Annotated in this window: 13 protein-coding genes and 1 pseudogene; 5 read left to right on the top strand and 9 right to left on the bottom strand. The window is 40.0% G+C overall.

The features are described 5' to 3' along the window. Nucleotides 1-40 precede the first annotated feature (40 nt). From P4361_RS06820 to P4361_RS06810, 3 genes are all read right to left on the bottom strand, one after another. Complete coding sequence (locus tag P4361_RS06820; RefSeq protein WP_328088712.1) at nt 41-829, bottom strand: alpha/beta hydrolase; 789 nt, start codon at nt 827-829, stop codon at nt 41-43. A gap of 234 nt (nt 830-1,063) precedes the next feature. Then, nucleotides 1,064-2,026 (bottom strand): type I pantothenate kinase, encoded by a 963-nt coding sequence (gene coaA, locus P4361_RS06815; RefSeq protein ID WP_091006140.1) that lies wholly within the window; start codon nt 2,024-2,026, stop codon nt 1,064-1,066. 225 nt (nt 2,027-2,251) lie between these two features. Further along, complete coding sequence (locus tag P4361_RS06810) at nt 2,252-3,193, bottom strand: magnesium transporter CorA family protein (protein ID WP_053354965.1); 942 nt, start codon at nt 3,191-3,193, stop codon at nt 2,252-2,254. Between the two features lie 152 nt (nt 3,194-3,345). On the opposite strand from P4361_RS06810, the gene P4361_RS06805 reads away from it, so the two are divergent. Continuing rightward, nucleotides 3,346-3,555 carry a hypothetical protein gene (locus P4361_RS06805; protein WP_328088711.1) on the top strand — a complete coding sequence of 70 codons (210 nt, stop codon included), beginning with the start codon at nt 3,346-3,348 and terminating at the stop codon, nt 3,553-3,555. Nucleotides 3,556-3,600: 45 nt separating this feature from the next. Here P4361_RS06805 and P4361_RS06800 read toward each other — a convergent pair whose 3' ends face one another. The 3 genes from P4361_RS06800 to P4361_RS06790 form a co-directional block, all read right to left on the bottom strand. Further along, on the bottom strand, nt 3,601-5,832 hold the full coding sequence (locus tag P4361_RS06800; protein WP_328088710.1) for a histidine kinase dimerization/phospho-acceptor domain-containing protein: 2,232 nt from the start codon (nt 5,830-5,832) through the stop codon (nt 3,601-3,603). Further along, nucleotides 5,810-6,502 carry a response regulator transcription factor gene (locus tag P4361_RS06795; RefSeq protein ID WP_062231051.1) on the bottom strand — a complete coding sequence of 231 codons (693 nt, stop codon included), beginning with the start codon at nt 6,500-6,502 and terminating at the stop codon, nt 5,810-5,812. Before P4361_RS06795 ends, P4361_RS06800 begins: the two co-directional genes overlap by 23 nt. A 395-nt stretch (nt 6,503-6,897) precedes the next feature. Beyond that, the gene (locus tag P4361_RS06790; RefSeq protein WP_091006126.1) at nt 6,898-7,455 is read right to left on the bottom strand and encodes an isochorismatase family protein; all 558 of its coding nucleotides are present in this window, start codon (nt 7,453-7,455) and stop codon (nt 6,898-6,900) included. Between the two features lie 221 nt (nt 7,456-7,676). Here P4361_RS06790 and P4361_RS06785 point away from each other — a divergent pair, with 221 nt between their 5' ends. Both P4361_RS06785 and P4361_RS06780 read left to right on the top strand, forming a co-directional pair. Next, nucleotides 7,677-8,138 (top strand): hypothetical protein, encoded by a 462-nt coding sequence (locus tag P4361_RS06785; protein ID WP_328088708.1) that lies wholly within the window; start codon nt 7,677-7,679, stop codon nt 8,136-8,138. A gap of 161 nt (nt 8,139-8,299) precedes the next feature. Next, nucleotides 8,300-9,037, top strand: a complete 738-nt coding sequence (locus P4361_RS06780; RefSeq protein ID WP_328088706.1) for an Ig-like domain-containing protein — start codon at nt 8,300-8,302, stop codon at nt 9,035-9,037. A 47-nt stretch (nt 9,038-9,084) separates the two neighbouring features. Here the strand turns inward: P4361_RS06780 and P4361_RS06775 are convergent, their stop codons facing one another. From P4361_RS06775 to P4361_RS06765, 3 genes and pseudogenes are all read right to left on the bottom strand, one after another. Further along, nucleotides 9,085-9,222 (bottom strand): hypothetical protein, encoded by a 138-nt coding sequence (locus P4361_RS06775; RefSeq protein ID WP_328088704.1) that lies wholly within the window; start codon nt 9,220-9,222, stop codon nt 9,085-9,087. A gap of 36 nt (nt 9,223-9,258) precedes the next feature. Beyond that, nucleotides 9,259-10,230, bottom strand: a complete 972-nt coding sequence (locus P4361_RS06770; protein WP_091006122.1) for a S8 family peptidase — start codon at nt 10,228-10,230, stop codon at nt 9,259-9,261. 417 nt (nt 10,231-10,647) lie between these two features. Then, nucleotides 10,648-10,881 (bottom strand): annotated as a pseudogene (locus P4361_RS06765) (hypothetical protein); the annotation flags it as partial. 627 nt (nt 10,882-11,508) lie between these two features. On the opposite strand from P4361_RS06765, the gene P4361_RS06760 reads away from it, so the two are divergent. Both P4361_RS06760 and P4361_RS06755 read left to right on the top strand, forming a co-directional pair. Continuing rightward, nucleotides 11,509-12,081 carry an MEDS domain-containing protein gene (locus P4361_RS06760; protein WP_328088703.1) on the top strand — a complete coding sequence of 191 codons (573 nt, stop codon included), beginning with the start codon at nt 11,509-11,511 and terminating at the stop codon, nt 12,079-12,081. 228 nt (nt 12,082-12,309) lie between these two features. Next, nucleotides 12,310-13,581 carry a DHH family phosphoesterase gene (locus P4361_RS06755; protein WP_256225412.1) on the top strand — a complete coding sequence of 424 codons (1,272 nt, stop codon included), beginning with the start codon at nt 12,310-12,312 and terminating at the stop codon, nt 13,579-13,581. Nucleotides 13,582-13,599 lie beyond the last annotated feature (18 nt).

Below are 13,599 nucleotides of genomic sequence, written 5' to 3'. Positions count from 1 at the left end.
GTGTGACTATAAAAGACTCCTGATTTCAGGAGTCTTTTTTTTATTTTACTTTTTTCATAAAAGATTTTATTTCTTTAATAAGCTCATGTGGAGATTCGTACATTCCCATATGGCCAGTTTCCTTTAAAAGGATCTGTGTAATCATCTCACCGGAAACTGAAAAGGTTTTTTCAGAAGGAATAACTTGATCACTGTCGCCTGCCACAAGGAGAACCGGCATTTTTGCTGATTGAATGACATCATTCCGGTTGGGCCGGTTCTTCATCGCAACCAGTGCACAAATGGCTCCTTCGGCGGGAGTATCATAGCCAATATCCTTCGCTCTGCTTATTCTGCTTTTCTGTTGAGTTCCAGCAGCGAAAAGTTTCGGAACGAGCTGATCGATGACCCCAACCATGCCATCTTCTTTAATCTGGGCAATCTTCTCGTCTCTCCCCTTCCTGCCTGCTTCATCATCTGGAAAAGCAGTTGAATGAATAAGTGAAAAACCGTTCAGCCTGTTACTTTGATGGTCTGCAAAAGCTAATGTGATATAACCTCCTAAAGAATGGCCAAACATCGTTACCTTTTCTAGTCCTAGATGCTGGAGTAAATCTTTAATATCTTCGGAAAGATCTTCTACTGCGCACGCTGATTCACTTATCGATGATTTCCCATGACCTCGCAAATCGGGAGCGATCACTCTATAATCCCTTGCCAGCTCAGGAATGACTTCCTCCCAATACTGATGGCTGCCGCAAAAACCATGAAGCAACACCATTGGATCTCCTTTACCCTCATCGATATAAGACATTTTTACAGATCTGAGGTTGGCTGTTTTTAATTTCAAGGCTACTCCACTCCTTCTGTATGTACTCTTATCTTTTACCTATTATTCAAGCTTTCAAACTAGAGGAACCATGATCTTGATCTTTTGCCTAATAAAAAAAACGCATGGTTTTTCACCATGCGTTAAATTTCATCAGGGTTTTTAAGCTTTTTGTTCACTGCCGCTTTCTTTTATTCGGAGAAATTCAAGATAACAAAAAAAGACCCTTTATTTAGGTCTTTTTCCGTTCATCCATTACATCTTCCGCATTTTAATGCCGGAAACCGAATGATTTTTTCCTTTTTCTAAAATCAGATGAGCCCTGTACTTCGTAGGAAGAATGTTTTCACGCAAGTTTAATCCATTGATGGTGTTCCAAATATTCAACGCGAACTGGATGGCATCATCATCTTTTAAATCAGCATATCGATGGAAATACGAGACCGGGCTTTGGAATGCTGTGTTTCTTAGAATTTTAAATCGCTCAACATACCATTTCTTGATCTCTTCTTCGTCCGCATCAACATAAAGGGAAAAATCAAAAAAGTCAGAGACAAAAATCTGCGGTGTTTGCTTATTCCGTTTTTGTTTTGGAACCTGCAGGACGTTTATTCCCTCCACAATAACAATATCAGGCTCTGATATCGTCTGTACCCGGTCAGGCAAAATATCATATTCCAAGTGGGAATAAATTGGAGCCTCAACGTCTCGCTTGCCTGATTTTAGTTCGGATAAAAAATGAATCAGACCTTTTAGATCGTAGCTCTCCGGAAATCCCTTCCGACCCATAAGTCCCCTTTGCTCCAGAACAGCATTCGGAAATAAAAAGCCATCCGTCGTTACGAGCTCAACTTTCGGTGTATTCGGCCACCTTGAAAGAAGTGCCTGAATGATTCTTGATGTCGTGCTTTTTCCGACGGCTACGCTCCCCGCAATCCCTATAATGAATGGCGGCTTTTTTATTTGTTTTCTCAAAAAAGCATTGGACTGCTGATGCAGCTGCTGTGAGGATGTGACATACAGGTTCAGCAGCCGGCAAAGCGGCAAATAGATGGAGGACACCTCATCTAGAGAAACGTTTTCGTTGATTCCCTGAAGCTCCGATATCTCCCACTCCGTTAACGGCTGTATATCGGCCGAATACAGGCTCGCCCACTCGTTTCTTGAAAAAGAAAGATAGGGCGAGAACGACTCATTCTCTAACATCATCTGGCTCATTGCTGGCATCTCCTTTTTGGATCACTATGCTTAATATTCTATATAAACGGTCATAGGATACTCATACGTTTAAAAGTTCTTTCTATCGCTTTACAATGTTAACACAATTTTAAAGATAAGATAACCTGATTGTAAACCCAAACGACTTAAATAAGAAAGCGTTTTCTTTCAAAAACGTAAAAAGGACCTCCTTTAATAGGAGATACCTTTTTTATCCATAATCTTTTATTTGCGAAAGAAACGTTTTTTCCAAAAAATAAAGGAGACGAGGCCTGAAAGTGTGAATGCCAAGCATAGACTTACGAAAAATGCATGGGGATACTTTTGAAACGGCAAAGGAATATTCATGCCATAGAAACTCGCCACCATGGTAGGAAGAGCGAGTATGATCGTAATGGAAGTTAAGAACCGCATCTCCACGTTCAGGTTATTCGAAATAACCGAAGAAAAAGCATCCATTAAACTTTTCAAGATATTTCGATAAATCAGGCTCATCTCAATCGCCTGTTTATTTTCAATAATAACATCCTCAAGAAGATCCTTATCCTCTTCATACATCTTCAGATAGCTGACTTTCAACAACTTCTCCAGTACAGCATCATTCGACTTAAGTGAGGTCGCAAAATAGACAAGGGACTTTTCAAGTCTGAGCAGCTCAAATAAATCCTCATTCTTCAATGATTCTCTCAGTTCATTTTCGATCTGCTCCGTTTTCCGGTTGATCTGGCGCAGGTACCGCAAATAGTAAGTTGCGATCATTTGAAGCAGCTGAAAGACAAAGCGTGTTTTCTTGTAGGTATAAAAATTCTTGACTTTATGTTTTGCAAATAACTCCAGAATAGGGTTCTCCCTAAGACAAACGGTAATAAAGTGAGAATCAGTTGAGATCATGGCAAGCGGAAACGTATCGTACTGTATTCCATTTTCATCAGAAACAAGAATTGGAAGGTCTACGATAACGCTCACGGTGTTTCCTTCTTTTTCAACCCTGGACCGTTCTTCTTCATCCAAGGCATCTCGTAAAAAATCCGGATCAATCCCAATTTTTTCTACAACCAAATTGATTTCTTCATTGGTAGGTGCAATCAAGTTAATCCAGCACCCTTTTTTAATATCTTCCATCTCTGTCATTTGATTGGCACTGTCAGTGTAATAAACATTTAGCATATGATATACCTCTTACATTCAGTCTATTCCTATAATAAAACAAAACCCTTCAAAAAAGTAAACAAAATATTTATTTATTTTTCTCTCCTTACCATAACAAACTTCTCTTCTTTCTGCAGGTTTTGTTTGAATCTTTAACATGAGGCGTAACTTTGCCTACAACAGATTCTCCTTCCAAAAAATTACGATTTTTGAAGTGGAGTATCAACAGCCTGAAGCTGCTCGGTGTTTCGACGATTTTATCAGGTATTAAACTTGATGTAGCTCAGACAGCAGTCCAGCTGGGAATTGGCCTTTCCTCCGTCAAAATTATGAACAATTTGAGAGAGGGCCTTTATAGCATCGGTTTTAGGATACAGTAGAAAGACAGAGAAGAGGACCTTTTTGAATTAAAAGGCCCCCTTTCTTTATGCTAAATCAAGTTCAATGGTTACTTTGAAAAGATCGCCGTCTGCTTCAACGTCCATGCTGCCCTCGTGAAGATCAATAATGGATTTTGCGATCGCCAGCCCCAGTCCAGAGCCTTCTGTATGACGAGAGGTATCTCCGCGCTTGAATCGTTCAAACAATTCTTCTGTGTTGCCTCCCAATTCATATTTCGAGACATTCTTAAAGAAAAGAACGGCTATATCCTGCCTTTTTTCAATCGCTATATACACACGTGTGTTCTCAAGAGAATATTTAAGGATGTTTCCAATCAGATTGTCAAACACCCGCCAAATTTTTTGTCCATCAACATACGCATCAATCGACTGTTCGGAAGCAGACATCCTGATTTGGAGGGTTGATTGTTCAATCGCTTCATCGTACTCAGCCAATGCCTGCTGCAGCAGCTGAACGATATCCACTCTAGCCTTCATAAGTTCAATACTTCCGCTTGCCATCTTGGAAGCTTCAAACAGATCTTCTATCAAAACCTTTAACCGTTTTGACTTTTTATCAATGATCTGCACGTAGGCTTCCCTGCTCTCTCCATCTAGATCAGGAGTCTTTAAAAGCTCTGTATACGTAATAATGGAAGTCAGTGGGGTCCTGAGATCGTGGCTTACATTTGTAATCAGTTCTGTTTTGAGCCGTTCACTCTTTGCCTCCGATTTTTGGAGAGACTTAACTCCATGTTTCAGCGTATTGATATTTCGGGCCAAACCTGCCAGAGCAGAACTCCCTTTCGCCTTTAAATCCGGCTCCATGTTCCCTGCCGCAAGTTCGCTTGAATGGAGGATGATTCTGTTGAAATAAGAGATTTTTTTGAGCGAGAACATCAAAACAGGAACCGTTACGACCATAAATAGAACAAGATATAAACCGACCAGCTGAACTTGATATAAAACAAAGCCTACTCCAAATCCGGATGCGAAAATGACGATTAGTAAGATCAAGTATTGGAAAGCAAGACTTCGAAAATGGAAGAACTTCTCTAAATCATGCCAGAAACGATAGGTTAAAGAAGTTTTCCAATATCCTTTAGTCCAACCGCTTTCTTTCCATTCGGAAATGAGCCAGATCAGCTGGATGAGGGTCAATCCAGTAATAAAGGTTGCGAATCCAATAGTGATGACCGCTTCATCAATCATGCTGGCATAAGATCCATAAATATTGTAATCAGTCGCAACCCCAAGTGAGATAAAGAACACAATAGCAGAAATAATCATACAGCCGATTTTTAGATCAACAGGTATTTTTTTATAAAGCGTTATATAGGGTGAGTGAGCGATTAACCGCAGCAGCTGATGTTTTTTCGCCTGCCAAATACTGACACATAAAGCGATTAGTCCTGCCGCACTATAAAGGAAAAAGAACTGTTGGTTTCTTTTGAACATTTTGTACTGATCATATAACATGCTGTCTGCTGGCAAAGCCTTCGGGACACCAATTTTCCCTTCTAGAACAGAATGATCATCTGCCAGAATTCCCATGGCTGCTTGTTGTGAATCCCCCTCATCATATAAAGAAGGCGAATAATCAGAAATGGACAAGTAACTATTTTTTTCGCCAGTATAATTTTGCAGGTACAGCATATTACTGCTTTCCAGCTTTTTGTATGCATCTTCTTTATTAGCTGCTGTTAAATTTGTAAAAACTTCTGCTGTTTCATTGTTTTGCAAATAATATTCAAAAGAAGATTGCCACTTCTGGAATTCTTGTTGAACGGCTTTCTTATTTTCAATAAATTGATCGATTTGCTCTTCTTTTTCTTTCGTTACTTTTTGCTTAACATACTTATCGCTTTCAAAGTTCTTTTGAATGTCTTCAATCTTTTTATCTCTTTGTTTTTTAAAATAAGATTCCAGCTTTTTATCATGGTTCGTGTTGGCTTCTTCAAGCTGGGGTCTGAACTGGTCTTGAATGCTTGAAATTTGCTCCGATAAGTCACCATTTCTGTATCGGTATTCCTTTATTTCCTTTTTGGAAACCGTAATTTTACCCTTGAGCTCCTCACTCGTCAGGTTACTCACCTCATAAATATGAAGGTAGCCTAGAAAGGTTTCGAACTCACCCTTAAATTCATCTGTTTCAAAATAACTTTTTCCCATATAAGTATCCCAATGATTCAGAAATGCCAGCGTACCGCTCAATCCTATCGTAAATAATATCACCCAGGCCACCTGGCCAAGTTTACTTTTCCATCTTGTATCCAATACCCCATACCACCTTTAAATATCTTGGATTTTTCGGATCGATTTCGATCTTTTCCCTGATCTTCCGAATATGTACGGCGACCGTATTTTCTGCATTGTAGCAAGGCTCCTGCCACACCCTCTCATAAATATCATGAATGGAAAACACTCTTCCAGGATGGGACATTAATAGCTCTACAATCTTGTACTCAATAGGGGTCAGCTTTACTGCTTCCCCAAGAACCGCGACTTCCCTTGCCTCTTTATCAAGAGTAAGCCCATTTAGGTTGATAACATTACTTTTGCCTTCATAATTCCCTAACGTCATGTACCTTCGAAGCTGTGATTTCACTCTGGCGATCAGCTCAATCGGATTAAAAGGCTTTGTCATATAATCATCAGCTCCAATCTGAAGGCCGAGGATTTTATCGGTATCTTCACTTTTGGCACTCAGCATGATAATGGGGATATTTTTCTGTTCCCGGATTTTAAAGGTTGCCGCTATGCCATCAAGCCGAGGCATCATAATGTCCAGTATGATTAAATGAATGACTTTTTCATTAAGCTTTTCAATTGCTTCCAGGCCATCAGCCGCCTGAATAACCGTCATCTTTTCATTCTTCAAATAAATTTCTATCGCATCGCGTATTTCTTTTTCATCATCTACAACCAGCACTGTGAATTCGCTCATGGTTTCTCACACTCCTTTCAAAATTATATCATGTTCCTTTTTTTGGGATTACCTGTATCTTAACCTGTAAATCTTAACAATCTGCGAGCATAAATCTTAAGTCTTTCTTAATATGAACGCTGGTTAAACTATGGAGCTTGAAATGTATAGGGTGGGATTGAAAATCAGACGGGGATCAGCAAGCTGCTCCCCGTCTGATTTTCAGGCTCTTCATCTGTTACACAGAACAGCTGGCTCCTCGCCAGCTATCCCACCCTCTTTCGTAGAAAAAGACTTGAGGGTCTCTGGAAGCATCAGTTAGTGGTGATACTCTGCAAGGTACATCAAAATTTGTATTAAGAAAGTTCAAACAAAAAGAGACCCTGTAAATAAGGTCTCCCCGTTTCAGCTAAAGCTTATCGGTAGTTGTCATGTATAGGTTTAAACACATCTTCGTCAGCACTTCTTACGATGGAAAAGTGATCGACATTGTAATGACCGTGAAGGATCTCATTGTGGTGGGCAATGATCTGGTCGGCGTTCAGCGTTTTTGAATTCGTTGTCGAATGCCCTTCTTTTACAAGGGTTACATCAAATCCTTGCACAGTGGCCATCCTTACTGCCGAATCGATGCAATGCTCTGTCTTGCATCCCATAATCACGAGATGCTTCATTTCGTTCGTTCTCAAAAATTCCAGCAGATCTGTGCCATAAAAGGCATTGGTTGCTTTCTTATCGAAAACAGGGGAATCGTCAGGCACATTGATGTCCTTATGAACAAGAAATCCTTTTCCCTCACCAGATGCGACATCCTTATCTCTAACAAACAAGATCGGTACGTCTAAGTTCATCGCTTTACCAATGACGTTATTTATCGTTTGGATCAGCTGTTCTTTTTGATAAACTTCTTCATTTTCTTTTTTTCCGTCCAGCAACTCCTGCTGCGCATCAATTACTAGCAAGGCTTGTTTCAAGCACTCATCTCCTCAATTTTTAACTAAACTAGATCTTTCCTTTGTATAAATTGATTTTGGTTTGACATAAAAACCGCCTCCTTTATCGATGTCTGTCTACTATATTCTTTAATAGCCCTCAGAATCCTTCTCACGATTCCAATACCTTCAATTATTTCACACAATTAAACTTGAAAATTATGGTAGAATATAAAGAGATTAATAGAGACGGAGGACAGGAAATGAAATCTTTGCTTTTAAAAGCTGGTATGGCAGGCTGCCTCGCCATCGGTCTGTGGCCTGCGAATGATGCACATGCTGCGGAAACGACGGATATCCAGGCAAAATGCACTTCATTCGGCACTTTAAAAAAAGGAACCAATCCCAGTTTTCAGCATATGAACTGTTTGCTGACAGACGCAGCACTCCAAGCCGGCATACCACCGGAGATCGTGAAGGCTGTTGCCTCAAAAGAAAACAATGGATGGAAGCAGTTCGATAAAAAGGGTCAGCCCGTCATCTCACATGATAACGGTATTGGTATTATGCAGATTACCGTTCCGAAAAACTATGATCCTGTAAAACTAGAAAAGCTAAAATATAGCATCCCGTACAACATAGCTTTCGGAGTTAACCTTCTTGCCTCTAAGTATAAGAATTCCGAGTTGCCTGCTGTACTGCAAATGCTTACCAGGAAAAAGTAATGTCTCTCTTGAATGCGGACAGTTTCTTAGGGAATACAAACCTCCAAAAACCAGCTTTCTCAACAAATGATTTTCAATATGATCCAACCAAATCTAACAATATTAAGTTTATAACAAAATCTTACAGCATAACCAAAAGGCTTCATGCTTCAAGATATTTAATGAAGAAGAACGACAAAGCCAAAACTAGCTGGGATGACCATTCATTCACACACGTGAAGATAAGAAAAGCTCCAACGACAGAAAGCTCTTCTAAATACATTAAAAAAAATACCCCTTTAACGATCACAGATAGCTTTAAGTATGATCAAACACCAAAGAGCATCAATCAGTTTGTCTGGTTTCCTGTAACTGTTCCGGGTGAAAAGGGCACATGGTATATCTCATCTGCTTACATCACCAAAGCAATGTCCAAGCCTTCTGTCAATCCAGTTGATGATAATGATACAAGTCTTTCAGGTAAAGCACCGAAAGGCATGAAGGTAACAGTCAAAAAGGGGAGCAAAACAATCATCTCCAAGAATGCTGACTCAAAAGGTGTTTTTAATCTTGTTATTCCTAAACAAAAAGCCGGAACCATACTATCTGTAACCTATCAAGACAGCTTGAATGCGGTTAGTCCTGCATTCTCCGTTAAAGTCGCTGATAAGACAGCACCTTCTGCTCCAAAGGTTTCTGCCATCACCTCAAAAACAACAACGGTAGGCGGCTCAGCAGAAGCATACTCTACCGTTCTAGTAAAGAAAGGTAAGACAACGCTTGGCAAGAACATTGCTGACAAATACGGAAAATATAAAGTGAAGATGAAAGCTCAAAGAGCGGGTACAATTCTTTCCGTTACAGCAACCGACAAAGCAAAGAACACAAGCAATGCTACGACTTATAAAGTTAAAAAATAAGCAGATAAAAAAGCTGATCTCTTCGTGAGGATCAGCTTTTTCTATAATTACACCCGTTTACGTTCGGGCCGTTCCTTGTCTCGGTGAGCGGATGTTTTTTTGCTTCTGCGGTTACGTTCCTCCACCATTCTCAGTGTAAGCATGGCAAAGCTGATCATTAAGGACAATACCTTATACACCGCCATCAACAACATCCTCCCTTTTAAAATGGGATTGTCATTTTACTTTGGAACGGTTACATTTTTTTCTTCTTTCTGGCTAGCTTCTTTTCTGGATTCCATACCCAAATAAAGTAAACCATTGCCTTCCCCTTTTTTGGTAAGTCCAATGGATTGTGTATTTTTACAAAGCTGGGCATAAATCTCTGGGTCGGTGAGTTCCCTGCCAAATTCGGCTTCTTCTTTTAAAATCAGTACAGCTAATGCACCTGAAACGTGCGGAGTTGCCATGGAAGTTCCTGACAGCTTGGCATACTTTTCACCTGGATACGTGGAAAGCACGTTTACGCCGGGTGCTACTAAATCAATTTCATCGTTCGTATTCGAAAAGTCCGCCAAATGCTTTTGTTCATCCACTGCGCCTACTTGCACGACTTCTTTATAATAGCCTGGATAAGCATGCTCATCTGACCTCTCACTTGAATCTCCTTCATTTCCAGCCGCGCAGACAACCATCACATTGTTGGCTGTAGCATTCTTAATTGCCTCATGCATTTCAGGTACATCGTCAGGCCCACCCAGGGACATGGACATCACCCTGACTCTTTCTCCATTCTCCCCTCGCCATTCTACAGCGTAGTTAATGGCGTCAATGATTCCCTGGTAGCTTCCGCTTCCATCAGCGCCGAGCACTCGAAGAATTAAAAGTTTCGCCTCTGGTGCTACTCCTGCAACTCCAAGCTTATTAATGGATGCTGCTATCGTCCCGGCAACATGTGTCCCATGATAGTGTCCATCCAAATAGTCTTCTGGATCATCGCTGGTAAAATTCCTCCCCCCAATGACACGGTCTTTTAAATCAGGATGATTTACATCACAGCCTGTATCAAGAACGGCAACGACAACATCTTTTCCCTTATTTCCCTGATCCCATGCCGCAGGAGCGTTGATCATTTGTATACCATACGGAATTTCTTCACCGGCAGTCTGCAGCACTTCTTCTAACTTAAAAGGAATTAAACGAACTTCACTCATAAGTCCTTCCTCCTTTATATAGGTGATGATGCAACAGGTAAAGATGTAATAAACATTGAAAAGTGACAGGGAGCGGTAAGTGTAAATAAGCTATGCCTTTAAAAGAATCTGGAATAACCGTTGCCGGCTGCCTCCCTTCCTTTGACATTAACTTCTGAGGGGTATGGGAATAGGTGTTTGCATCATTTTAGCACTATATATGTCCAAAAACAACCGTTTTCAGAAAAATGAGAATTTAGTTCTATTCTAAATTCGTTTGATGCCGGAATTAAAGCTTTTTTTATGCTTGCAACTTACCTTTTAGGTAAATAGATTCAAATCTAGGGATATAAATTCCCTCAATTATTTCGTTTTCACCTTTTTCCATGTCATTGCAATAAAAACGCACGCAAAAATTGTACCTCTCATATTCACTGCTTTGCAAAATCCTTTTCTATACAATATAAAAGAAATCACTGCACCAAAGGCTTCACCAATAAATGAAACAGCCATTCCTTCCCCAAACCCAAATACTGTTAAATTCGCAGCTGTTAAAAACACACTTGGTACGACTCCCAATAAACTGATGATAATGTTAATTCCAATACTCAATAAAAAGGCGATATTTTCATAGGCAGTAAACAAGTCTATAATTAAGTCCTTTAAAGACATCTCCGGCTATTTCTCCAAATGGCTGTCTTTTATCGTGTATTCTTGATCATTCTTATCTCTATTACGATGGTATGCAGCTTTTTCACTAAATGCTTGTTAATCTTATCAAACAATGTAAAAGCCTCTTTAACATAAACAGCTTGATGCATAATATCACCTCATATTTAATCCACCTTAACAGTTTATCTTAATAAAAGTCTGTTTTCGTATTCTTTGTTGCTATTGGGGGTGTTGATTTCCGTTCCAGGCTGCTNNAAAATAGAAGGGGCTGTCCAAGAAGTCTGTAAGCTGTTGATTTCCGTTCCAGGCTGCTCGCTTTCCGCGGGGCGCGCGGTGAGCCTCCTCGGCGCAGGCGCCTGTGGGTCTCACCTGTCCCGCTTCTCCCGCAGGAGTCTCGCACCTTCCACTCCAATCAACTTATCAATGGAGTCTTTACAAAAATGTTCCGTAAGCAATAATCTTTTAGTAAAGAGCCTATTAAAAAGTTGAAGTTAACTATTTCTGTTTAATCATCTTGATCTTCTTTAGATTCGCTGTATCAGTTAAAGAAAGCACCTTTTTCTTTCTTAGCATTATTCACAGAAATCAAATATAATGGAGGTTATACAGGAAAGAAGGTGTGATTACTTGAAAAGCAAAATGAACCAGTTGTTTAAGGACCAAAAGAGTGTTCATGTTCTGTATTCCTATAATGGAATGAAGTATTATATTGAACAAGTTGTAAGTTTTATTCAAGATGGCGTTGTGGCGGGAGATTACGTTATTCTTATTGAAAATGAACGTGTTTACCGTATGATTCACAATGAACTGAGCACAAGGTTAACGAAAGATCAAATGGAATTCGTTCACCGTGTAAACAATTTCGATTTCTATTATTCAAGTGGCAGTTATCATCCTCCTGCAATCTTTGATTACTTCAATAAAACGGTACAGCCATATATGGAAAAGAAAATCTCTTTCCGATCATGGGCACATGTGGAGTGGGCCACAATGGAAGATCCTCTGCATCTAATAGAAGATTTTGAGAAAATAGTAGACAAAGCTGTAAAACAGCTGTCGTTCCCATTAATTTGTGCATACGAAGGAGAGAGAATGCCAGACTACCTCAAAACGATTTTGATGGAAACACATCCTTACGTTTTAATGGAGGATGATTTCATCGTCTCCGAACAATACCAGCCAGTGATTGATGTGAAATAACACGCTTAGGAAATCATCCTAAGCGTGTTTTATATATCGCCTTATTCTATTCTTTTAGAAATTCATCAATGTATTTAACTTTAACATTTTTTCTTCCTTTCACCTGTAAAAATGACGGACAACCCACTATTATTTCTTAGGCTGTGAGAAAAATCCTTTTTTCGGTTGAAAGAAAGGGCTCGTGCCTATACTATTGAATATGGAATTGAGAAAGGAGGCGTTAGTGAAATGAAACTTTTTTCACATAATGACCTTGATGGGAAGTCATGCGGCATCGTTGCCATGCTTGCATTGGGAGAAGAAAATGTAGAAACGTTTTACTGCTCGCATGATAATATTAATCGCCGTGTTTCTGATTTTTTGCTTGATCCAGAGCAGGAAAAAAAACCGGTATACATAACGGATATTGCAGTAAATGATGAACTCGCTGGAAAACTTCAGTCACGGTACGAAAGTGGGCGAGAAGTGCAGCTCATCGATCATCATGTGACTGCCGATCATTTAAATAAATTTGAATGGGGTCTTGTTCAGACAAAACAAGAGGATGGCAAGCTCACCTCTGCTACCTCTCTCCTTTATGAACATTATATAAAGAAAGGTCTGTTGAAGGACCAAGGAGCATTAAAAGAATTTGTAGAGCTCGTCAGACAGTATGATACGTGGGAATGGTTTGAGAATGAAAACGAAAATGCCAAGCGGCTAAACGACCTTTTCTTTTTGCTGCCTCCGGGTGAATTTGAAAAAAATATGCTGGAACGGTTAAAAACAGAAGAACACTTCCATTTTTCCGAAACGGAAGAAACAATACTTCAGCTCGAAGAAGACAGCCGAAAAGCGTATATTAAGAAAAAGCAAAGACAAATGGCTGAAACATGGGATACGGTTTACAAGACTGGCGGGGAACCGTATCGAATCGGAATCGTTCATGCGGAAAGCCATCATTCAGAGCTTGGCAATGAACTGAACCGCGAAAATCCGCATCTTGATCTGATCGTGATCTTAAACATCGGCGGAAAAAGAGCCGGTTTCCGTACGATATATGACCACGTCGACGTGTCAAAGTATGCAGCACAGTTCGGTGGCGGCGGACATCCGAAAGCCTCTGGATGCACCCTGACACCTGAAGGATTCCAGCGCTTCGTTCTTCCTGCCTTTGAGATTCCGCCAAGACGTCGTGATGCACACGACAACGAATGGAACGTGCGAGAAAATGTCTATGGTACACTATTTATTAATTACAATAGAGAAATTACAAACCTCTTTCAAACAAGCGACAAACAATGGAAGCTTATTCATAACAGCCTTCCCGTACCGAAATCATTTGAGGAATTTCAGTCTGCAGAAAATTACTTGAAACGACAGTACAATTCATGGCTTATGCCGGATGAAAAGTATATAGACTACATCAGTTCCAGCCTGGGGATTTCTCAGGACAAAGTAACTTCAGATTACAAAGAAATAATGGACAAACATCGATCCTTCTTTATCAAGGAATCATAAAACAAGCGCACAGACTGA

Source organism: Fictibacillus sp. B-59209 (assembly GCF_036216745.1).
GTDB classification, from domain to species: Bacteria; Bacillota; Bacilli; order Bacillales; family Fictibacillaceae; genus Fictibacillus_C; species Fictibacillus_C marinisediminis.
This window is presented reverse-complemented; position numbering and strand designations above follow the sequence as displayed.